Raw genomic sequence first — 21,317 nt, forward strand, 5'->3', positions numbered from 1 at the left:
GATCGAGCAAGGAGGGGCATGCCACCGACGTCGATCAGCCTGAGGGAGCAGATGCTGCGGCGCCGTCCAGTCGTGGGCAACGTCGTCGCCTACGGGGCCGCGGACCATCTCAAGCGGAGCATCGGGACTTTCCAGCTGACCATGTTCGGTGTCGGCTCGACCGTCGGGACGGGCATCTTCTTCGTCATGTCTCAGGCCGTTCCCGAGGCCGGCCCCGGCGTGATCCTGTCGTTCCTCATCGCCGGGCTCGCGGCCGGGCTCGCCGCCATCTGTTACGCCGAATTAGCTTCCGCGGTACCGGTTTCGGGGTCGTCGTATTCCTACGCGTACACCACGCTGGGCGAGGTCGTCGCGATCGGGGTGGCCGCCTGCCTGCTGCTGGAATACGGGGTGTCGACGGCCGCGGTCGCGGTCAACTGGAGCGGCTACCTCAACAAGCTGCTCAGCAATATCCTCGGAATCCAATTCCCGCACGCGTTGTCCGCCGCGCCCTGGGATGCGCAACCCGGCTTGGTGAATCTGCCGGCGATCATCCTGCTCGCGATGTGCGCCGTCCTGCTCATCCGCGGCGCCAGCGAATCGGCCAAAGTCAACACGATCATGGTGCTGATCAAGCTGGGCGTGCTGGTGATCTTCGTCGTCGTCGCGTTCACCGCCTTCGACGCGACCCACCTGCGCGACTTCGCGCCCTTCGGCGCCGCGGGCATCGGCTCGGCCGCCGGCACCATCTTCTTCTCCTACATCGGCCTCGACGCGGTGTCGACCGCGGGCGACGAGGTGAAGAACCCGCAGAAGACCATGCCGCGCGCGCTGATCGCGGCGCTGCTGACCGTGACCGGCGTTTACCTGTTCGTCGCGCTGGCCGCGCTCGGCACTCAACCGTGGCAGGAGTTCGCCGGACAGCAGGAGGCCGGGCTGGCCACCATCCTCGACAACGTCACGCGCGGCAGCTGGGCCAGCACCATTCTGGCTGCGGGGGCGGTGATCTCGATCTTCTCGGTCACGCTGGTCACCATGTACGGGCAGACGCGCATCCTGTTCGCCATGGGTCGCGACGGGCTGCTGCCCTCGCGATTCGCGCGGGTGAACACGCGCACCATGACGCCCGTGAGCAACACGGTGATCGTGGCTATCGCGGCCTCGGCGCTGGCCGCCTTCATACCGCTGGACAAGTTGGCGGACATGGTGTCCATCGGCACGCTCACCGCGTTCGTCGTCGTATCCGTGGGTGTGATCATCCTGCGGGTGCGCGAGCCCGACCTGCCACGGGGCTTCAAGGTCCCGGGTTACCCCGTGACGCCGGTCCTTTCGGTGTTGGCGTGCGGCTACATCCTCGTCAGCTTGCACTGGTACACCTGGATCGCGTTCGGCGGCTGGCTCGCGCTCGCGCTAATCTTCTACTTCGTGTGGGGCCGCCATCACAGCGCGCTCAACAGCCAATCCCTGCAGCGGGACGCGCTGTGACCGTCGTCGTCGGGTACCGGGCCGGCCAGGTCGGGCTCTCGGGATTGCACCTGGGGGTGCGCATCGCGCGCACCCGCGGCACCTCGCTGACCGTCGCGACCATCGTGCCCAAGCCGTGGCTGACGCCGTCGCGCGCCCGTGTCGACGCGGAGTTCGAGCTGTGGGCCGACGCCCTGGCCGCGGAGTCGGCGAACGAGGCCGCCGGGATTTTGGCCACGATGGCCGACGGGATCGAGGTCAACTACGCGCACCGCGCGCACGGATCGGTGTCGGGTGGGCTCCTCGAGGTCATCCAGGAGGTCGACGCCGACGTGCTGGTGCTGGGCTCGTTGCCCAGCGGCGGCCGCGGTCAAGTGCTGATCGGTTCCACCGCCGACTGGCTGCTGCACGCCTCGACCGTGCCGGTGGCCATCAGCCCGCGCGAATACCGTTCGAACCAAGGCAAGTTGACCCGCCTCACCTGCGCCTACTCGGCCACCCCGGACTCGATCGATGTGGTGAAGCGCTGCTTCGAATTCGGGCAGCGATTCGGTGTGCCGGTCCGGGTCATCACGTTCGCAGTCCGCGGCAAGACGATGTATCCGCCGGAGGTGGGGCTCGAGGTCGAGGATCAGGTGCTGCAGGCCTGGGCGTCACAAGTGCGAGACATCCTCCAAGAGCTCAAGACGGACGAGATCGTCAGCGACGACGTCGCGCTGCAGGTGGTCACCGGCCGCAGCTGGAAAGAGGCGCTGGCGAAGGCGGATTGGCAGGAGGGCGAGATCCTGGCACTGGGCACCCGGCCGCGCGGCGACATCCGGCGCGTCTTCCTCGGTTCCCGCAGCACCAAGATCATCCGCGAGAGCCCGGTGCCGGTGCTGGTGCTGCCCGGCTAACGCTGCGCCGCGGCGTTGGCGGCCGCTTGCGCGCGTTTCAGGGTCGCCGCGACATCGCCACGGCCCAGGAACATCTCATCGAAGTAGGGCTGCAGGGCGTCGTTACCGGCCGGAAAACCGGCGCCCCCCGGCGCCGCGATGCGCGGGCCGTCGAGCACGCTGAAGAAGGGTGTGACGTCCACGCCCCGGGCCGACCAGTAGTCGAAGTAGACCGGCTGAGCCGACAGGACCGCCGGGATCGCCGCTCCCTCGCGGCCCAAGAACTCGTTGCCCGGTTTGCTACCCATCCAGGCCAGGACCTGGCGCACCGCGCCGGGATGTTTCGTCGCGGAATTGCCCACCGCCGCAATGCCATTGGTGACGCTCACCCGGCCGGCCGGGCCCGACGGCATCATCGTCACACCCCAGTGGAAGCGGGCATCGCGGGCCACCGGCGCAAGGTTGTAGGTGCCGGACTGGAAGAGCGCCATCCTGCCGGCCAGGAACTGGTTACGGGAGAAGTCGCCGTTGTCGTTGGTGTCCGAGGCGGGCGGCGCGACGTGGTCGTCGTTGATGAGGCCGACCAGATAACGGAAGGCCTGCACCGCCCCGGGATTGTCGAACGCGAAGTCGTCGCCACGCTGGAAGACCCCCCCGGCCGAGCCGATGTAGTTGAGGTAGATCCCCTGCGGATCATTGGCGGCGTTGTAGCCCCACTGCCGAACCCGTCCGGCGTCGAAACCCGCGGTGCCGCCGCGACGTCCGTCGGCGTCGACGGTGAGCCGGGCCAGCATCGGGCGCAGCGTGTCGTCACCGCCGGCGCCCCACCGCAAGCCGTTCAGCTGGGCGGGTTGGACGCCGGCCGCGGCGAGCAGGTCGGCGTTGTAATACAGCGCGATCCCGGCGTCGGTCAGCTGTGGCACCCCCCACAGCGCGCCCCCGCGGGTGAACTGGCCGACGACCGCCGAGTCCCACGCCGAGGCGGAGCCCGGTCCGAGGGCCGCGCCGATGTCCATCAGCCGGCCGCTGTCGGCGTAGGCGGCCAGGTAGGCGTTGGAGAGCCAGAAGATGTCGTCGACGCTGCCGCCGGCGACATCGGTGCGCAGCGTGTCGAAGTAGGTCGGATACGCGACCACGCTGGTGTGCACCGCGATATCGGGATGCGTGCGGTTGAACGCCTCGAACGACCGCCGGTAGGCCGCGGCGATCTGCTCGGCCCAGACCCGCACCGTCACAACGATCTTGCCGCCGGCCGGCTGGCCGGAGTAGTCGAGCAGCACCGCGGTCGCGCCCAACAGGACCGCGACCAGCGCGAGCGCCGAAGCCATCAGCGTCGAAACGCGGGGCCGGGTCATGGTGCGCGCCGAGATTGCCGCGATGGTCGTGGAGCGCCCGGAATCGCGGCCGTGACCGCACTCTCGGCGCGTGAGCGGCTCACTTGAGCCCCGAGACGACGATCGACGCGACGATGTGACGCTGGAAGACCACGAAAAGCGCGATCAGCGGGACGATCGCGACGGTCGTCGCCGCCATCACCAACGTCCACTGCGAGTTGAACCGCGACTGCAGATCGGCCGTCGCCACCGTGAGTACCCGCCACTTGTGCCCGCTGGTGATCACCAACGGCCACATGAAGTTGTTCCACTGCGAGACCACCGTGATCAGTGTCAAGGCCGCCAGCACCGGCCGGCTGGACGGGATCACCACGTGCACGATCACGTCCAAGGTGTTGGCCCCGTCCAGGTGGGCGGCGTTGATCAGGTCGTTGGGGATGATGCGAAAGTGCTCGCGCAGCAGGAAGATCGCGTACGGCGAGCCGAACATGAACGGCAGCACCAGCGCCCAGAACGTGTTACGCAGACCGAGCTGGGCCATCATGAGATACATCGGCACCACGGTGACCGTGCCCGGCACCATCAAGGTGGCGATGTAGACCCAGAACAGCGCGTCGCGTCCGGGAAAGTCCAACCGCGCGAACGCGTATGCGGCCAGCACCGAAAAGGTCAACTGGCCCACCAGGATCACCGCCGTCATCAAGGCGGTCACGGCCGCCGCCCGGCCGAATCCGGCCCCGCCGAGGTCGGCGTAGTTGGCCAGCGTGAAGGGGCGCGGCAGCTGCAGGGGCGTACCCGTGGCGAACTGGTGTGCTGAGGTGAACGAGGTCAATAAGCCAAGGGCGAAGGGCACCAACGTGATCACCGCACCCAGGACGAGTCCCGCGTAGACGACGAGCCGGCTAGGTGAGGTCATAGCTGATCCGCCGGCGGAAGTAGAGATGCTGCACGACCGTGACGCCGATCAGGATGACGAACAACACCACCGCCATCACCGACGCACGCCCGATGGCCGCCGAGCCGAAGGCCTCCGCGTAGATGCGGTGGGCCACCAGGTCGGTGCTGCCTCCGGGGCCGCCGCCGGTCAACGCGTACACCATGTCGAAAACCTGTGCGGTGCTGACGATCCCGGTCACCAGGACGAAGAACGTCGTCGGCCGCAGCATCGGCAGGGTGATGCGCCAGAACCGTTGCCACGCGTTGGCGCCATCGGTCCGCGCGGCGGCCTGCACGTCCTCGGGGATCGCCAGCAGGCCGGCCAGGAACGACAGCGAGACGTATCCGACGTTGGTCCACACGACCACGGCCGAGACGAGCGGCAACGCGAATGTGGGGTCGGACAGCCATTCGATGCTGTGCCCCAGCAGGGTGCTCACGGCCCCGTCCGTCGGGGCCAGAATCCACCGCCACAGCACCGCGATCGCCAGCGGTGCGCAGATCCACGGCAACACGTACAGGGTGCGGAACAGGCCCGTGCCGGGAAGCCGGCGGGCCAGCATGGACGCGGCAACCAGGCCCAGCACCGTCTGGGCCGGAACGACGATCGCCACGAAGAGCGCCGTCACGATCAGCGAGTTGGCGAAGCCGTGATCCGCGAGCACCGAGCGCCAGTTGGCCAGGCCCACATAGCGCAGCGGGCCCAGCAGGTCCCAGCGGTAGAGGCTCAGCCAGATCACCACCAGGATGGGCAGCAACAAGAAGGCGACGACGCCGAACAGGCTGGGCGCCAGCAGGGCGTAGCCCAGCGCGGTGGAGCGAGGCTGTGTCCTCAGGGCGCCGCTGGCCATGGAGGTAATTAAAGCGGGCGGCGCCGGGGTTTGGCGTGAACGGCCGTTACGGTGGAGCCGTGACACCGAACCGGGGGATCGATGCCGACTTCCTCAACCTGCCGCGCCACCAGCTGGCCGACGCCGCGCTGTCGGCGGCCACCGCGGCCGGCGCCAGCTACGCCGACCTGCGGGTTCACCGCGTCGTGACCGAGATCATCCAGCTGCGCGACGGCGAACTGGAGACGGCGGTGGTCAATCGCGAGGTGGGGCTGGCGGTGCGGGTGATCGTCGACGGCACGTGGGGATTCGCCTCGCACGCGGAGCTGGCGCCCTCGGTGGCCGCCGAGACCGCGCGGCGCGCCGTGCAGGTCGCCACCACCCTGGCGACGCTGAACAGTGAGCGCGTGGAATTGGCGCCCGAGCCGGTGTATGCCGATGCCACCTGGGTTTCGGATTACCGGATCGACCCGTTCAGCATCCCGGCGACCGACAAGATCGGCGTGCTCGAGGAATACTCCGGCCGGTTGCTCAGCGCCGACGGCGTCGACCACGTGTCGGCGGTTCTCACGGCCGTCAAGGAGCAGACGTTCTACGCCGACACCTTCGGGTCGTCGATCACCCAGCAGCGGGTCCGGGTGCAGCCGTCGCTGGAGGCGGTGACCGTCGACCCCGCCGCGGGCAGTTTCGACTCGATGCGCACGCTGGCGCCGCCGATGGGACGCGGCTGGGAAGTGCTGACCGGCGACGACGTGTGGAACTGGACCGACGAGCTCGCACAGCTGCCGTCGCTGCTGGCCGAAAAGGTCAAAGCGCCCAGCGTCACCGCGGGCCGCACAGACCTGGTGATCGACCCCACCAACCTGTGGCTCACGATTCACGAATCCATCGGCCACGCAACCGAATACGACCGCGCCATCGGCTACGAGGCCGCCTACGCCGGAACGTCGTTCGCCACGCCGGACAAACTCGGCAGCATGCGGTACGGCTCCCCGGTGATGAACGTGACCGCCGACCGCACCGTCCAGCACGGGTTGGCCACCATCGGCTACGACGACGAAGGGGTGGCGGCGCAAAGCTGGGACCTGGTGCGCGACGGGGTGTTCGTCGGCTATCAACTTGACCGGGTGTTCGCTCCGCGTCTGGGGCAGCCGCGGTCCAACGGGTGCTCGTATGCCGACTCCCCGCATCACGTGCCGATTCAGCGGATGGCCAACGTGTCGCTGCAGCCCGCCCGCGAGGACGTCAGCACCGCCGACCTGATCGGCCGCGTCGAGGACGGCATCTACATCATCGGCGACAAGTCGTGGTCGATCGACATGCAGCGCTACAACTTTCAGTTCACCGGTCAACGGTTCTTCCGCATCCGCGACGGCCGGCTGGACGGCCAATTGCGAGACGTCGCCTACCAGGCCACCACCACCGAGTTCTGGAACTCCATGGAGGCCGTGGGCGGCCCGTCGACGTGGCGGCTGGGGGGCGCCTTCAACTGCGGCAAGGCGCAGCCCGGCCAGATCGCCCCGGTCAGCCACGGCTGCCCGTCGGCGTTGTTCCGCGGCGTAAACGTGCTCAACACCCGGACCGAGGGCGGCCGATGATCACCCCGCAGCACGTCGTCAACCTCGTTTTGGACGAGGCGGCCAAGCTCGGTGGCGCCAGCGAGACCATGGTGCTCGTCACCGACAAGGTCGAGGCGACGCTGCGCTGGGCCGGCAATTCGATGACCACCAACGGTGTTTCGGTCAATCGCAGCATCACGGTGATCTCCGTCGTCCGCCAAGGATCCAGCGCGCGGATCGGCACCATGGTCTCGGCCGAGGTCGACCCGCGGGTGATTCCCGAGCTGGTGGCGGCGTCCCAGGAGGCGGCCCGCTCGGCGCCCGAGGCCGGTGACGCTGCGCCGCTGCTGGCCGACACCGGGATGCCCGTTGACTGGGACGCGCCGGCGCCCGGCACCGGCCCCCTGGTGTTCGCCGACGTCGCCGACTCCCTGAGCCGCGGCTTCCGCGGCACCGACCGCCTGTACGGCTTTGCGCACCATAGCGTTTCGACGACGTTCCTGGCGTCGTCGACGGGGCTGCGCCGACGCTACACGCAGCCCGCTGGGGCGGTGGAGATCAACGGCAAGCGCGGCGACGCGAGCGCCTGGGCGGGTATCGGCACACCCGACTTCGTCGACGTGCCAATGGATTCGTTGCTCGAGGAGTTGGCGATGCGGCTCGGGTGGGCCGAGCGCAGCGTGGGGCTGCCCGCGGGACGCTACGAGACGATCATGCCGCCCTCCACGGTCGCCGACATGATGCTGTACCTGGCCTGGTCGATGGCCGGCCGGGGCGCGCGGGAGGGCCGCACCGCCTTCTCGGCCCCCGGCGGCGGGACGCGGGTGGGGGAGCGGCTCACCGAGCTGCCGCTGACCCTGTTTTCCGACCCGATGGCGCCGGGCCTGACGTGCACGCCGTTCGTCGCGGTGAGCAGCTCGTCGGAAACGATGTCGGTGTTCGACAACGGCATGGAGATCGGCCAGGTGGACTGGATCCGCAACGGGGTGATCAACGCGCTGGCCTACCCGCGTGCGACGGCCGCCAAATTCGATGCGGAGGTCGCCGTCGCCGCCGACAACCTGGTGATGACCGGCGGGTCGGCCGAGCTTGCGGACATGATCGCGGCCACCGAACGCGGCCTGCTGCTGACCACCCTGTGGTACATCCGCGAGGTCGACCCGACCACGCTGTTGCTCACCGGGCTGACCCGCGACGGCGTCTACCTCATCGAGGACGGTGAGGTGACGGCCGCGGTCAACAACTTCCGCTTCAACGAGAGCCCGCTGGACCTGCTGCGGCGGGCAACCGAGGCCGGGGTGAGTGAGCAGACCCTGCCCCGCGAGTGGTCCGACTGGGCCACCCGCGCGGCCATGCCGTCGCTGCGGATACCGGACTTCTACATGTCGTCGGTCAGCCAGGCGCAATAGGCGATTGCCGCTGGGCGGGCCGCGTTCTAGCGTGTGACGAATGGCGGCTCCGGTTTCGGTTCGAGAAGATCAGCTGACGCGGTTGGTGGCCCTGTCTCCGGGGTCCCCGGCGGACGCTCGGGTCGCGGCCCTCGTCCGGCGGGTGTGCGCCGAGACGCTGTCGCTGCCACCGCTGCCGAGCCCCGTCGAGGTCGGCGCGCCCGAATCGGAGGCTGAAGCCGTCGTCGCCGACTTCGCCGAGCAGTTCAGCGCCGACGTCTCCGCGATCACCGAGGACCAGCGGGCCCGGCTGGTCAAGCAGCTGGGCGATGGCGCCTTCGGCGTGGTGGTCTCGATGTATGTCGCCGACTTCGTCCCGCGAGTGCGCGCCGGGCTGGAGGCACTCGGCGTCGGTTCGGAGTACATGGGCTGGGTGAACGGCGTCGCGTGGGATCACACGACGAACCCGGCGAACCTGGTGTTCAACGACTTCTTGCCCGCGGTGGCCCGGATGCGCGCGCTCGACCCGGTCACCTCCGAGCTGGTCCGGTTGCGCGGGGCGGCTCAGCACAACTGCCGGTTGTGCAAGTCGCTGCGCGAGGCCACAGCGCTCGATGCCGGCGGTTCGGAGACGCTATATGACGAGATCGGCCGCTTCGAAGCCTCGCGTTTGCTCGATGACCGCGTCAAAGCAGCGCTGCGCTACGTCGATGCGTTAATTTGGACCCCTGCGCACCTCGCCGCCGACGATGTCGCCGAGGTGCGCTCCCGGTTCTCGGAAGCCGAGGCCGTGGAGCTCACCTTTGACATCATGCGGAACGCAAGCAACAAGGTCGCGGTTGCGCTTGGCGCTGATGCCCCCCGCGTCGAGCAGGGTACCGAGCGGTATCTGCTGGGTGCCGACGGCCAGACCGTATTCAGCTGACTGCTACGTCGACGCGGAGGGCTGCTGCCCGACGACTGGCGCAGAACGAGTATCCGCTGGTTATGCCCGGGATCCGCTCGTCGTCTCGGCCTCGGCCACCCTGCGCGACACGGACGCGTCGATGATTGTTCGCCCTGGGACGAAGTAGGAAATGTTAACCCTCCGTACACGGTTCCGCAAACAAAAGTTCGTCGCTCAGGCCGCCGGCACTGGCTAAATTTATCTCTCGGCACCGAAACTGATGCGTGACGGTGATCCTCAGATGGCAGCGCCGCCTGAGTTAACGACAGTCGACCGCGCGACTGTTAGCCGTGGGCTGATTCGCTGTCTCGGCTAATTGTCGCCACACAAAGCTTGGCTAGCGTCGGGGAGCACCCCGCGCAGAGGGAGGTTCGGGGATGACAACCACCCGTTCGCGCTCGCGCATGCGAGTGTCATCGGTCTGGGCTGCCGGCGTTGCGCTGGGGGCCTCGATGCTCGGCGGCGCCGTGCTGTCGGCGCCGCAGGCTTCGGCGAATTGCACTCTGAGCCCGAAGGACGACCAGTACATCAATCTGCTCGCGCAGAACAAGATGGTGCACAACGCCGATTTCAGCGACTGCACCGAGGCCGCCGAGGGGCGTTGGTTCGCCGACCAGGTACGGAACCACCCCAATCCGTTCGGGGAGGCCCAGGAGCTGGTCAACATGATCACCAACACCACGTCGATGGACCAGAAGCAGGCCGAGTGGGAGGTCGAGTCGGCGATCTACGTTTACGCGCCGGACATGATCCCGAAGATCAAGGATCAGGCCGCGCACTTCAACTGGCCGTCCGAGTAGGGAAGGGCTGCTCACCCGCTTGGACGTCCGCGCAGGAATTGTGACGGGCTTGCGGGGATCTCGCTGCCTACCCAGCTAACTTGAGGGCAGGACACCCGCTCCTGCGGGCGCGGGTGATGGGTCCGAAGCGCGTTCGCTTGTCCTGCCACGAGCCGCGTCGCCGGAGTTCAGCTTACTGTCGTATTTCCAACTCTCGCCGTGGATTTGGCACCGGTTGTTCATTCATTGTTTGAAGAGCACGCGTTTGCCCCGCGCGGCGTTGGTGGTACCCGCTGTTCAGCGCGAAACGACACGTAGCTAATTCCACGACAAGGGGGTTCGGAGAAGTGACAACTACCCGATCGCGCGCACAAGTGCTGGCCGTGGGGGCGGCCGGTGTCGTGCTGGGAGCCGCGATGTTCGGCGGTGCCGTGCTGTCGGCGCCGCACGCATCGGCGTCGTGCAACATGAGCCCGGCCGACGACCAGTACATCAAGCTGCTGGCGCAGAACAAGATGGTGCACAACGCCGATTTCAACGACTGCAGCGAGGCCGCCGAGGGGCGTTGGTTCGCCAATCAGGTGCGGGCCAACCCGAACCCGTTCGGCGAGGCGCAGGAGCTGGTGAACATGATCACCAACACCACGCCGATGAGCCAGGCCCAAGCGGAGTGGGAGGTCGAGTCGGCGATCTATGTCTACGCGCCGGACTTGATCCCCAGGCTCAAGGATCAAGCCGCGCGGCAGGCGCCCGGGCAACCCGCGCCCGCATAGGGGCCGCTCGCCTCATACCGCGGTCACGGCCACGGTCAACGCGACGCCGAATACCAGGGCGGCCGCGGCCGTGGCCGCGAGAAACCCGAGCCCGAAGCGGCGGCCGCCCGCGGTGAAGGCCAGCACCGTCTTGACGAGCAGATTGGAGCCGAGCGCGGCGGCGATGGCGACCAAGGCCGTGTCGACGGTGACGTCACCCTTGGCCGCCAGGCTGGCGGCGGCCACCGCCCCGGCGTGGGCGTCGGCGAGACCGGCGGCGAACGTGGCAAGCACCAGCCCCTGCGGGCCGAGCGCGGCGGCGCCCCACCGGCCGACGAGCAGGGCGAAGGTCAGTACCCCGGCCAGGATGAGGGCGGGCCGCAAGGTGAAAGGCCGGGTTTCCTTGGTCACTGCGGGGGTGTCGCCCTGCTCCGGCTTCTGTTGCTGGGCCCGGGTGCCGCCGCGGTAGACGAACGCGGCGACGCCGACGAGGACGAGCGCCGCGGCGACCACGGGAGGCCAGAGGCGGCGCAGCACGTCGACATCGACGAGCCCGATCACGATGAGCAGCTGCACGAAGGTAGCGAGGCTGGCCAGCAGGGCGCTGGCCAGCGGCGCACGCAAGCTTGGGGCGGTCCGGCTGAGCCTGCCCATCGACGCGGTCGTCGCGGTGGCCGAGACGAACCCGCCCGCCAAACCGGTGACCAGCAGGCCGCGCTCCGGCCCGAGCGCTCGAACGCCGATATAGCCCAACCAGCCGATACCGGTCAGCAGCACCACCAGCAGCCACACCTTCTCCGGATTCAGCACGCCGAAAGGTCCGAGCGGCCGATTGGGCAGCAGCGGCAGGATCACGAACGCCACGACGAAAAACTTGATGGCGTCCTCTAGTTCGACGTCGCTGATGATTTCGCGGGCGAACCGATGGAGGCGGGTCTTCGAGACCAGCAGCCCCGCTACGACCACGGCGAGGGCCACGGCGACCGTCGGGCGGGTGTAGGCGACCGCACCGAGCAGGTAGGCGACGAGCGCGGCGAACAGTGTGGTGGTTCCCGGGTCTTTGGTGCTGGTGCGAAAGTAGGCGAGCCCCAGTAGCACCCCGATACCGACGAGACCGCCGAGCACGATCCACTGATTGAAGCTCGCGGCGATGGCCCCGACCAGTGACAGGAGCGCGAACGAACGCGACCCGGCGGGAAGCTTGCGGCCGTGACTGCGTTCTCGCTCCAGGCCGAGCAGCAACCCGACGGCCAGCGCCACCAGGAACGGCTGGATTTGCTGCCAGCTCACCACGACTCCTATTCAGCAGACCCGTCCTCGTCACCCGTCGACAACTTAGCCCGCACACCACTGGAAACGCGGTATCGGCTGGATAGCCTTACTCGATACGCAACAGCGGCATCGCGGGTGTCTGACAAGCCATCATCTGTCGGTCCGCTTACCAGTCGAGTCATCCATGAGGATTACCGGCTGATGTCGGACAGCCACGGGCTAAGAATTTCGGCGAGCATGGCCGGCGCCTCAAGGTGCGGGAGGTGACCGGTGTCGACGAGCTTGTACTGTTTGGGCTCATTGGCAGCGGCATAGACCAGCTCCGACTGCCGTGGGGGTTGAAGATGATCGTTCCGTCCCTGGATAACCAATAGCGGTTTGTGCAGGCCGCGCACCGCCTCCGTGCCGTCCCAAGTTTGCAGTAGGGCGCGCAAGGCGGGCGCGGAGAGGCGCCTGGCGTCGGGGATGAGCGGATCGCGTCGGATCACCGAGAGCCACGCGGGGTCGTCGATCAGCTGCTCGTATTTGAGGAATGGGTTGACACTGATCCGGATCGGAGCGACCGGCGCGAAAAGCTGCAGCAGGGCGAACAACGCGCGGCGATAGGGTGTGCTGAGTGCCCACTCGGTCGCCCGCGCCGGAGTGTTGGCGGCGGCGACACCGATGACGCGCTCATCGCGGGCGCCTGCCATTATCGCGATCATCGCACCTAGGCTGTTGCCGAACAGGCCGATCGGCCCCCCGTGGCGTTGCCGTAGGAAGTCGATTGCCGCCACGGTGTCGGCGACAAGTTCGTCGAGCGTCCAACGGCCGCGTGGTCCGCTGCTGCGGCCATGTCCGCGAAAGTCGAAACTGAGCGAGTTCATGCCCCGGCGAGCCAATTCGGTGGCGAGCGGCTCATATTCGAAGGTGTGAAAACCCAGCCCGCAGAGCAACACGACAGTCGGCGCGTCGTCGGCCTGGTACCGAAGTCGGCCGTGAAGGCCAAGGACTCCTGATCGGAAGCCGATCGTTTCGACCTCGTCGCGTGTGGGTTGGATCAGCTTCGAGATGTCTTGTGGCACTCGACCCCTCATTTCGGCTTCCGGTCACGACTACTCGCGTCCCCGAGTGTGCCGCGGTTGCTACGACGCGGATGAGGGCCTTTGGGCAGCGGGAAAGGGGTCTTTGGCCCTCGAATCCCGTCGGCTAAAGCAGGCGTGACTGGCTGGCGCACACCGAGATCCGCGACCTACCCGCGAGTTCATTTCCTTACAAATCGATTGGGGCCGGTCGGCAGTAATAGATACCGGTTCGTGGGGTCGCAGGCCCTGCACCCGGCCTAGAGGCATGTTGTCAATCCGATTGCGGCCGCCGCGACAGGCTACGTCCTCAACTTAGGTCTGTGGCCAGAATGGCGTCGACAGTTTTCATGTGGAGAGTTGCCTGCTGCATAACTGAATCGGCATTCGCCAGATCGGCTGAGGTGCTGTTTGGCCCAAGCGACATACAGATGTGCATCGCGGCGTGAACGTCATCGATCTCTGACTGCAACGCAGTAGTCAGTGCTGGATCCGGCGTAGGCAAGTGGGCCTGGAGGTTGATGGCTAATTCGTCGTGGGCCGATGAACACGCTGACCGCGTAGCGGCAACGTCCTTGGCGTTGATCGCATCAATCATCGCCTGCATATAGTTCCTCGTATTGTCGAAGTGCACTTTGGCCTGTGCATACCATTCGGGGACGCCGGGGTAGACGGCGTCAGCGATTGCAGGTGTCCCCACAGCGAAAAGAACCGCAGCCGCGACAGCGGCGGCACCCAAGCGCTTGTGAATGTTGTGCCTGAACATGACTGAACTTTCCTTTTTTGGGCTGTGTTTTGGGTGCGAACGATGCGGCCTCAGCAGCACCTTTGATAGGGATGTGTGGGTGCCTTCGGGTGGTGCGCAGCATCCGGGGTGTTCGGGTCGTGAGCACCGCCTGCCGGTTGCAGCGCAGCTCGGCTGCGAGGCTCTTCGGCATGACTCAGCGGGCCACAAACTGAGATTGGTCACCTGCGTCCCCGGGTTGCTTGCTTTGCCCATCCATCGCGAACGTTGCCGGCTTCTGCGGCTGCTCTTGAGGTTTGGAGATCCACCCGACGTACCCGAGTGCCAGACTGGCCACGGAGTACACAGCGGCCTCGGTCCACATGTATCCGACACCCCAGCTTCTGCCGAGGAAGACGGGCTCGTCGACGATGCCGCGTTTTGTCGCCACGGCATACGCGGCATGTACGTAAGCCAGTGCGGCACACGATCCAGACAAGAATTTGCAGACGTCGCGCTTCATGTTGCGTTTCCTTTATGGCTAGCTACAGGTCATTTACGACCTAGTCGGATCGGCGTTGCTGGACCTTTCGGTCGCAGCTGGAACGGTGCCGCATTCGGCCTTCTCGCGTTCCCGCTCACTGTGCGTGCTGGGTCGGGTGAGCATGAAGAATGAATTTGTCGAAGGCACACGTACTGGTATTCAACCCGTCCCCTTCCAGGCCTCGACGCCCTAAATTGCAGCTTCAGTCTCGATGCCCGTCCATACGCTCGCTAGAGCCCGAAGTCCCTAGCGGCCAGGGAACCCCGTCCGCACACCACGGCATCGCTCGCGATCAGTGCGGGCGCTAATGTCGAGGTCGTGCAGAGGCTACGAGGACACGCCACTGCGCTCATGACCTTGGACTGTTATGGCCACCTGCTCAGCGACGACCTCGCGGGCGTGGCAGATGCCCTTGGACAGGCCATTGAAGGCGCTGCGGTGTCACTGCGGTATTCGGAAGCTGATCCAGTTAGAGTCGAGAACATATCCGCAGCTAGTTAGCATAGGGGCGGTAGCTCAGTTGGTTAGAGCCGCGGACTCATAATCCGTTGGTCGCGGGTTCGAGCCCCGCCCGCCCCACCGATAGTTGCTGCAGCTAGAGCGCCTGTTGTGACCTCTGTGGGCGGTCGGCGGGCCTCCGACTTGACCCAAATTTGCGCAAGTCTTACGCAAACTGATGGTGCAGCCGAGGTACAAACCGGCGTTGGCAAACCGTCATTGTCGGCGGTTCGGCGTACCGTGCAGCCGTGGATACTGGTTTCAGCGCACAGCAGCTCTACTCGGCGTGCAGGTTAGAGGCGACGCATCACTTCTCAAGTGATGGAACCCATTGCACCGACCTTGCAGGAACCGGATTTCTCGTGGAGTTTCCCACCGGCGACAATCGTTTGGCATTGGTCACCAATCGCCACATAGTTGATGCCGTCTTCTACAACGAGTTGGAAAATAAAGGGTCAACGATAAAGTCGATCAAGATGCAATGGTGGCAAAGTAAGGAATTGCGATGCGAGCATATCATTACCGATCCAAAGCCGCTATATCACGCGGACTCTTTGCTTGACGTTGCAGTTATTCCGATTGCATCGACGCCGGAAGCACCATTAGAGGCTACCGCTGAAATTTATGGTGACATAGCGAAATTCATCGCTGAAAATAGTCCAACTGACATCACGCTAAACCATGCGATCAGTTGGGAAATGCTCTTGAAATGCGAAAAACTGTGGCCACAACTACAACCGGGAGAGTTCGTTGTCTTCCCTGGTTATCCTATCTGGTACGACCAGCTGCAGATAAGACCAGTGATGCGCTCCGGCTTGATCGCTAGTGATCCGCAAACCGACTACCGCTCGGGCAAAGGTGCGCCCGCAAAAGAGGATAGTAATCATCAGGTATTATTCGATGCCTTCTCAACAAGCGGCAACTCAGGAAGTCCTGTATACGTTGCCCAACGCGGCATGGCTCCGATGGACTTCCTGATCCCTACGGGCGACGGCAAAACTGCCGCTCGGGCACAAATCGGATCTAAGAACTATCACCAGTCGTTCCTCATTGGAATCAACGCGAGCCACTACAACGACACCGGAATACCGCGCCCTAACGAACATGCCGGACTGTCTCGAATGCATAAACTTTCAGTCATCATGGACATCTTGCGGGCCAACCAAGCTTCGCACGGTCCCGATTCCCGAAAGATGAGCATCGTCATACGCATTCCTGACAAATCGAAGCGCAAAGCCGCCACGGCAATCCGCGAACAATCAATTATGGCTCTACGCCAAGAGGGCAATTCTCTAAAGGCGATTGCTGCCGAAGTTGGCTGTTCTACCAGCACTGTGAGCCGGGTCATCAAGAAGCATTCTTAGATGGACGGCCCGCGCGGCAGCCTGGCATGCAGGTACGAATCGTCCATCTGCGCCGTCTAAACCGGTATCGATGAGGTTAGATATGCCGCCCCGGAATTTGAGTTATTTGCCTCTGACGACCCCGCCGTGGTTGCGGCGCTCGCGTCACTGCCACACTGGCCGCCATCGGCTGCCGCCAGGCCACGCAGATGCCCGTTCTGGCCGCGCAGCGTAGGTCCCTAGCAGCCGGTTTTCGACTTGGCTGCTGGAAGCCAGGTGCCAAAGGGCCGGATTGAACAGTAACGCGATTCAAAGCCACAGATTGAACCATGCCGATTAGCCAGGCTGCCCCACGCAACCGGCGGGGGGCGGCGAGCCACTCAAGTTCACACGTGAACCTGTCTGCCAGTAGACAAGTTGGCCCGGCCCGGCATTCAGAGCTCTTGAACGGCGCCTATGATCTTGTCCGGTTGTGGCGACTTGGCGCAATAATCTTGCGGGAACCCTTCAGGCGAACCGAACTCGCTCGCGGTATCGAACCGTTCGCGAAGCTGCGCTTCACCGATAGGCACAGGATCATTATCGGCACCTAGCGGGTATCCGGTGCATCGATCACTTCGGGACATCTGGAATCTCGTAGTCGCCGGCGACCTTGACTACGGCACGTGGGGGAGCAGCCTGGCAAGTCAGCACCATTCAAAAAGTTCTAGCGCGTGGAGGTAAGTAGTCATGGCATACATTCGGGAGCTACCCAACGGGAAGTTTCGCATCCTCTGGCGCGAGAACGCCCAAGATGACTACGGTTCACCGATCAAGGGTCAGTACCGCCAGCGCTCCGAAACAGTTGCTACGGCCAAAGAAGCCGAGCGCCGCAAGATCGACATAGAGCGTGAGATTGAATCCGGGCACGACCCTTCCGCTAGACGCGACAAGGCCGTGACCCCGCTGGGAACGTATGCCGCCCGCTACTTCGATGCTGCTGCGCCAACCATGGGCGATGCGACCCTGGTCGGGTACCGCAAGCTCTACCATCGCCACATTGCCGATGCCTTCGGATCTAGACCCATCGGATCAATCCTGCCTAGCGACGTCTCAGCGTGGTTCTCTGATCTGTTAGCGGGGGATTCCAACCGCTATGCCAACTCGCAAGATGATTCCGATGAGCGAGAACTAGCTAAACGAAGCCCCAAGACCGCCAAGCAAGCCCTTGGTGTCCTGCGGCGCATCTGTGCGGTCGCGGTTCTGGACAACGCCATCATGGCGAATCCCGCCTTGGTGAAGCTCACAACCTCGTCTAAGCGACGAGCGTCCAAGTTTCGCCATACTCCGCTTACAGGTAGCCAAATCATCGCCTTGGCCGATCACGTCGCAAATAGGGGTCTACCGGCCTACGGGCTGTTCGTCACTTTTGCCGGCTTCACCGGCTTGCGTGCCTCTGAGTTGGCGGGTCTGGAGATCCGCGATGTGGTCCTGACTGATTCGGGCGGGTCGGTGCGGGTTGAGCGGGCCAAAACCAAGCGCGGCGGCAAGTGGGCAACAGAACCGCTCAAAACGGATGAGTCGGCGCGAACGGTGCCGCTAGAGCACTGGCTAGCCCAAGACCTACGGGGTTACCTTGCCAACCACCCGCGAGCAGATGAACCGACAGCGCCGTTGTTCCCCGGCCGGTTGGATCTAGCCGCCGCGAAAGCGCAGGGGAGAAACGTCAAGGTTTCGGGGGAGCGGTTCGATTGGTCTCGACCGGTTGACCCATCGAATTTCTACAAACGATTCATGCAACCTGGCGAGGCCGCGCTGGGTCTGCCAGCGGCACGGTTTCATGACTTGCGGCATAGCTTCGCGGTCAATCTGCTCTCGGCCAATCCAGCCGTTGACTTCAAGCGGGTGTCAAAGTGGCTAGGGCACAGCAGCTTCACGCTGACGTTGGACGTTTACGGCGACTACATCAATGACGACGTTTCCCAGCCCGCAGGTCTGGCGAGGCCTGTGGCAGTGCAATCGAATGTAGTGCCGTTGAACAGGCGCAACGCATGACCGGCATGAACAGACACCAGCGCCGCCGAGACCTTGCCATAACGATTGAGCAGTGCAGCAAGTGCGATGGATTGAACGAACCGGGTAAGACAGAAGCCGCACCGGGCTTCGGCTCTATTCGTTCGCCGGTCGTGATTGTGGGTCAAAGCCTCTGCGAAAAGTGCATGGACACAAAAGTTCCGTTCACCGGCGGCAGTGGCCGTCTTATCGACGCGAGCCTACAAATTGCCGGATTGTACAAGCCCGACATTTTTATCACCAACGTCGTTCACTGTCACCCGCCGCCCGAGGCAAAAAAATCGCACCCCGAATGGATCGAGAATTGTAAGGATTACTTGTTTGAAGAGCTAGAGATTGTCAGGCCAAAGCTAGTGATCGGGTTAGGTGGAGACGCGGAAAATACCATGTTGAAGGAGTATGGCGATGTAGAGAAGCTGCCGTGGCAGCCGTTTACCGCTCCCAAAACTAAAGCGCCGAACAATCGGCACTATCTTTTTATGCCGCATCCATCATGGATCTTGAGGCAGCACGATGATTCTCTTGAGCAGCAGTACATTGCTGGTTTGGCTAGCGCGTTGCGGTGGGCTTTCGATGCCCGTTAGTAGCGATGTTTCACAGCCAGCAAGCCTAGCGCGACCTCTGGGGGGCGCACCAACCGTCAATAACGCGGTCTCAATGGGTGGGCGGTCAAGCCAATGATTTCCTATGCCGCTGATCAAGTTGCACAGCAGTTATCAATAGTAAGTCAATTGTTAATCGCTCTAGCTGGCGGCCTGGTTGGCGGCGTCGCCACCGTTGTGGGCCAGTTCCTCATTAGCCGAACAAACAGGAATATTTCCCGCGCCACTCAAGCAAGTGCCCTCCGCGTCGACCGACACAAAGCAATCAACGATTTCATCGAAGTTGTGCAGCGTGCTCGCACTCTGACTTCAAAGATTCCTATCCTTGGACTAGTGGAAGACGCTACTGCCATAACCGAAGAAGCGCACGCATTGCTTGCAGAAATGTGGTTTCGCCGTGGTTGTTTGGAGGTAATATGCCGGCCGGTATTGTATGATGCCGCTGCGGAATACGCGAAAGTGGTGGAGGAAGATATCGTCGAGCGGGTTGTTAGTGGTCTCACATCTGACGATGAAATCAGGGTGAAATTCAAGTCGACAGCTGTTCTGGGAGCGGATGGCAAGCCTGAATTAAAGATTGAGATTGAGCGTGATCCGAAGCGCATTGCGTATGAGGCGGCTGAACGAAAATTTTTCCGTGCGGCTCGCAGAGAACTCTATTCGCCCGAAATCTCGGATTAGCCTATAGTTGGCCCCGCGCCACTATTTTTCTGACTTCAACGCCAATGTTATGATTGCGGTGACTATTGCAGACTATATGAGTCATTTTCTTGTGACGCGCGATGCGGTTGAGTAGTGCTGACTGGAGTAGAATCTCTGCTGAGCGTGTGACGGTGTAAACATCTTCAGCATCGTACGAGAAAACCGGTTCGTGCTTGATACGGTTGTAGGTATCGCGGAAGATCTTTGACCAGACTTTAATATCGCCGACGAACTCCGTGAAAGCCGGTCCTACGAATTTGGCCAAAACCTCTGTAAGCGTGCCGTTAGTGCGGTCTGCCCAAGCCGCTCCGCTTCGGCGGTGAATCTCAGACCAATAGTCGATGGCGGCAGCAATTTCCATGCATCTTGTTTCGGCTGCCAAACCAGTACCGAAGCGATATATTTTACTGATCGGACCTGTGGCGCGCCCATATTTGTGGGTTAGCTCGATCCATCCATCTACCCCTCTGATACCACCAATTTGGGGAAGGTTAAAAACTGGAAACTCATTCATGGATTCAGGTGCTGCGCTGCCTGGCGGTACTTTCATTATCCGGCCAATCCAGAGTTCAGGCGACCTGGCGCGCGGGTCTTCTTGTTTGACCTCAATATCGGCGGTGCCGACGTCGGCAACGACAAAGCCTTGGTATGCCATATTAATTAAATCTTGCACTGCAAGTATTGGTTCTAGGTGGTCCCACCAGTCTTTAGGCCTAGCGCTCTCGGTGATGACTGCCAGCGGATTTTTGAGCAGTCGTACGTCATCCGGTCCTGTCATCGACCAATGTGATGAGAATGACAATTTAATACTGCGCCGTACGGGAGCCGATATGGCTTTTGCGCGGCGGAGCTTAGCATCCACAGATTGTAAGCGACCCAATTCGTCCTTTTCGGCCTTTGTAGCCACACCTCCGATCCCAGACCAAAACATCACTTTCGGGAAAGTTACCAGCATCCTGGTCAGTTTGTCACTCGCGACATTTCGTAGATTTACACCGCATAGAACGGAGCTCAGTCGATACGCGGCAGATGACGCTCTAACGCCACCGATAATGTTGTTGCTGCTCAACCCTGCAACGTCATAGAACACCGCGCCTGCTGGTTTGGTAGATCCGTATATTGCCCTCGGGATTTCTCGGGTTGCCGTGGATGATGCGTACAGACTGCGTACCAATTCAAGGCTTGTCAGTGTTTCGATGTGCCAAAGGCCGTCATCTTTTAGCTCAACATGCCCGTTGGCGGCTTCTGCAAATTTCAATATATCGTCTATTTTTGTCCAGAAATGGCCGGTAGTGCCATCCATCAACTCTTGCAACTCGTCAGCCATTTCCGCATATTACAAGCCGGTTCAACGGTCAGGAATGAACCACGCCGAATCAATCTGCGATCCGGCCAGCAAACCCGCCGACCGACGATCCGTTACGCAACTCTTACGCAACCCCGCCTTGGTGGTTCTGACCTGCATCGATGATTCAATCTGAACTTTTGAATGCCTTGATTCAATGAAACCTGTTGAAGGACAAGGGATTCAACGCTTCAAGATGGATCGCCCAAACGCGCTGGTAGACCGCTAGATTCGGTCCAAAACCGCAGGTCGGCAGAACTCATAATCCGTTGGTCGCGGGTTCGAGCCCCGCCCGCCCCACCGCCTGTTTGTATGACCTCGGCTGATGCTTG

At 63.3% G+C, this 21,317-nt stretch carries 19 protein-coding genes, 1 tRNA gene and 1 pseudogene; 13 read left to right on the top strand and 8 right to left on the bottom strand.

What is annotated here, in order from left to right:
• The first annotated feature begins 18 nt into the window (after positions 1-18).
• Together C1737_RS02625 and C1737_RS02630 are read left to right on the top strand one after the other, a co-directional pair.
• The gene (locus tag C1737_RS02625) at positions 19-1,464 is read left to right on the top strand and encodes an amino acid permease (RefSeq protein ID WP_067918308.1); all 1,446 of its coding nucleotides are present in this window, start codon (positions 19-21) and stop codon (positions 1,462-1,464) included.
• Entirely contained in the window at positions 1,461-2,339 is an 879-nt protein-coding gene (locus C1737_RS02630; RefSeq protein WP_067918310.1) for a universal stress protein, read from the top strand. Before C1737_RS02625 ends, C1737_RS02630 begins: the two co-directional genes overlap by 4 nt.
• On the opposite strand, the gene C1737_RS02635 is transcribed toward C1737_RS02630, so the two are convergent.
• From C1737_RS02635 to C1737_RS02645, 3 genes are all read right to left on the bottom strand, one after another.
• The gene (locus C1737_RS02635; RefSeq protein WP_102417140.1) at positions 2,336-3,673 is read right to left on the bottom strand and encodes a sugar ABC transporter substrate-binding protein; all 1,338 of its coding nucleotides are present in this window, start codon (positions 3,671-3,673) and stop codon (positions 2,336-2,338) included. The two genes, C1737_RS02630 and C1737_RS02635, sit on opposite strands and share 4 nt — an antisense overlap.
• A 79-nt stretch (positions 3,674-3,752) precedes the next feature.
• A complete protein-coding gene (locus C1737_RS02640; protein WP_068094831.1) occupies positions 3,753-4,568 on the bottom strand; it encodes a carbohydrate ABC transporter permease in 816 nt (271 codons plus the stop codon).
• Positions 4,555-5,424 (bottom strand): carbohydrate ABC transporter permease, encoded by an 870-nt coding sequence (locus C1737_RS02645; protein ID WP_102417748.1) that lies wholly within the window; start codon positions 5,422-5,424, stop codon positions 4,555-4,557. The genes C1737_RS02640 and C1737_RS02645 overlap by 14 nt, the downstream gene beginning before the upstream one ends.
• Before the next feature lie 74 nt (positions 5,425-5,498).
• Here C1737_RS02645 and C1737_RS02650 point away from each other — a divergent pair, with 74 nt between their 5' ends.
• From C1737_RS02650 to C1737_RS02670, 5 genes are all read left to right on the top strand, one after another.
• Entirely contained in the window at positions 5,499-7,016 is a 1,518-nt protein-coding gene (locus tag C1737_RS02650; protein ID WP_102417749.1) for a TldD/PmbA family protein, read from the top strand.
• A complete protein-coding gene (locus C1737_RS02655) occupies positions 7,013-8,386 on the top strand; it encodes a TldD/PmbA family protein (protein ID WP_102417141.1) in 1,374 nt (457 codons plus the stop codon). The genes C1737_RS02650 and C1737_RS02655 overlap by 4 nt, the downstream gene beginning before the upstream one ends.
• 40 nt (positions 8,387-8,426) lie before the next feature.
• Positions 8,427-9,290 carry a carboxymuconolactone decarboxylase family protein gene (locus C1737_RS02660; RefSeq protein WP_102417142.1) on the top strand — a complete coding sequence of 288 codons (864 nt, stop codon included), beginning with the start codon at positions 8,427-8,429 and terminating at the stop codon, positions 9,288-9,290.
• 398 nt (positions 9,291-9,688) lie between these two features.
• Entirely contained in the window at positions 9,689-10,111 is a 423-nt protein-coding gene (locus C1737_RS02665) for a DUF732 domain-containing protein (RefSeq protein ID WP_067917436.1), read from the top strand.
• Positions 10,112-10,473: 362 nt separating this feature from the next.
• Positions 10,474-10,863: a DUF732 domain-containing protein gene (locus tag C1737_RS02670; RefSeq protein ID WP_068091377.1), complete on the top strand. Its 390-nt coding sequence runs from the start codon at positions 10,474-10,476 to the stop codon at positions 10,861-10,863.
• 12 nt (positions 10,864-10,875) lie between these two features.
• On the opposite strand, the gene C1737_RS02675 is transcribed toward C1737_RS02670, so the two are convergent.
• The 4 genes from C1737_RS02675 to C1737_RS27005 form a co-directional block, all read right to left on the bottom strand.
• Entirely contained in the window at positions 10,876-12,132 is a 1,257-nt protein-coding gene (locus tag C1737_RS02675; RefSeq protein ID WP_102417750.1) for a DUF4010 domain-containing protein, read from the bottom strand.
• Positions 12,133-12,305: 173 nt separating this feature from the next.
• Positions 12,306-13,178 (bottom strand): alpha/beta hydrolase, encoded by an 873-nt coding sequence (locus C1737_RS02680; protein ID WP_158243943.1) that lies wholly within the window; start codon positions 13,176-13,178, stop codon positions 12,306-12,308.
• A gap of 307 nt (positions 13,179-13,485) precedes the next feature.
• Complete coding sequence (locus C1737_RS02685) at positions 13,486-13,941, bottom strand: hypothetical protein (protein WP_102417144.1); 456 nt, start codon at positions 13,939-13,941, stop codon at positions 13,486-13,488.
• Positions 13,942-14,116: 175 nt separating this feature from the next.
• The gene (locus C1737_RS27005; protein ID WP_233214628.1) at positions 14,117-14,422 is read right to left on the bottom strand and encodes a hypothetical protein; all 306 of its coding nucleotides are present in this window, start codon (positions 14,420-14,422) and stop codon (positions 14,117-14,119) included.
• Positions 14,423-14,713: 291 nt separating this feature from the next.
• Between C1737_RS27005 and C1737_RS02695 the strand changes: the two are divergent.
• The 6 genes and pseudogenes from C1737_RS02695 to C1737_RS26540 form a co-directional block, all read left to right on the top strand.
• A pseudogene (locus tag C1737_RS02695) lies at positions 14,714-14,944 on the top strand (site-specific integrase); the annotation flags it as partial.
• Positions 14,945-14,948: 4 nt separating this feature from the next.
• A tRNA-Ile gene (locus tag C1737_RS02700) sits at positions 14,949-15,022 on the top strand.
• A gap of 167 nt (positions 15,023-15,189) precedes the next feature.
• The gene (locus C1737_RS02705) at positions 15,190-16,305 is read left to right on the top strand and encodes a helix-turn-helix domain-containing protein (protein WP_142393414.1); all 1,116 of its coding nucleotides are present in this window, start codon (positions 15,190-15,192) and stop codon (positions 16,303-16,305) included.
• A 708-nt stretch (positions 16,306-17,013) separates the two neighbouring features.
• Positions 17,014-18,318, top strand: a complete 1,305-nt coding sequence (locus tag C1737_RS02710; RefSeq protein WP_102417146.1) for a site-specific integrase — start codon at positions 17,014-17,016, stop codon at positions 18,316-18,318.
• Entirely contained in the window at positions 18,315-18,920 is a 606-nt protein-coding gene (locus C1737_RS02715) for a uracil-DNA glycosylase family protein (protein WP_102417147.1), read from the top strand. The genes C1737_RS02710 and C1737_RS02715 overlap by 4 nt, the downstream gene beginning before the upstream one ends.
• A gap of 93 nt (positions 18,921-19,013) precedes the next feature.
• Entirely contained in the window at positions 19,014-19,619 is a 606-nt protein-coding gene (locus C1737_RS26540; protein WP_142393415.1) for a hypothetical protein, read from the top strand.
• A gap of 1 nt (position 19,620) precedes the next feature.
• Here the strand turns inward: C1737_RS26540 and C1737_RS26545 are convergent, their stop codons facing one another.
• Entirely contained in the window at positions 19,621-20,967 is a 1,347-nt protein-coding gene (locus C1737_RS26545) for a HEPN domain-containing protein (RefSeq protein ID WP_142393416.1), read from the bottom strand.
• Between the last annotated feature and the right edge of the window lie 350 nt (positions 20,968-21,317).

This window comes from Mycobacterium sp. 4858 (genome assembly GCF_900240975.1).
Classification (GTDB): Bacteria; Actinomycetota; Actinomycetes; order Mycobacteriales; family Mycobacteriaceae; genus Mycobacterium.

Bases quoted from the DNA above. Each gene is read 5' to 3' on its own strand.
- C1737_RS02710 (WP_102417146.1), top strand. From the start codon at position 17,014: ATGGCATACATTCGGGAGCTACCCAACGGGAAGTTTCGCATCCTCTGG.
- C1737_RS27005 (WP_233214628.1), bottom strand. From the start codon at position 14,422: ATGAAGCGCGACGTCTGCAAATTCTTGTCTGGATCGTGTGCCGCACTG.
- C1737_RS02655 (WP_102417141.1), top strand. From the start codon at position 7,013: ATGATCACCCCGCAGCACGTCGTCAACCTCGTTTTGGACGAGGCGGCC.
- C1737_RS02640 (WP_068094831.1), bottom strand. From the start codon at position 4,568: ATGACCTCACCTAGCCGGCTCGTCGTCTACGCGGGACTCGTCCTGGGT.
- C1737_RS02635 (WP_102417140.1), bottom strand. From the start codon at position 3,673: ATGACCCGGCCCCGCGTTTCGACGCTGATGGCTTCGGCGCTCGCGCTG.
- C1737_RS02665 (WP_067917436.1), top strand. From the start codon at position 9,689: ATGACAACCACCCGTTCGCGCTCGCGCATGCGAGTGTCATCGGTCTGG.
- C1737_RS26545 (WP_142393416.1), bottom strand. From the start codon at position 20,967: ATGGCTGACGAGTTGCAAGAGTTGATGGATGGCACTACCGGCCATTTC.
- C1737_RS02685 (WP_102417144.1), bottom strand. From the start codon at position 13,941: ATGTTCAGGCACAACATTCACAAGCGCTTGGGTGCCGCCGCTGTCGCG.
- C1737_RS02660 (WP_102417142.1), top strand. From the start codon at position 8,427: ATGGCGGCTCCGGTTTCGGTTCGAGAAGATCAGCTGACGCGGTTGGTG.
- C1737_RS02715 (WP_102417147.1), top strand. From the start codon at position 18,315: ATGACCGGCATGAACAGACACCAGCGCCGCCGAGACCTTGCCATAACG.
- C1737_RS02625 (WP_067918308.1), top strand. From the start codon at position 19: ATGCCACCGACGTCGATCAGCCTGAGGGAGCAGATGCTGCGGCGCCGT.
- C1737_RS26540 (WP_142393415.1), top strand. From the start codon at position 19,014: ATGATTTCCTATGCCGCTGATCAAGTTGCACAGCAGTTATCAATAGTA.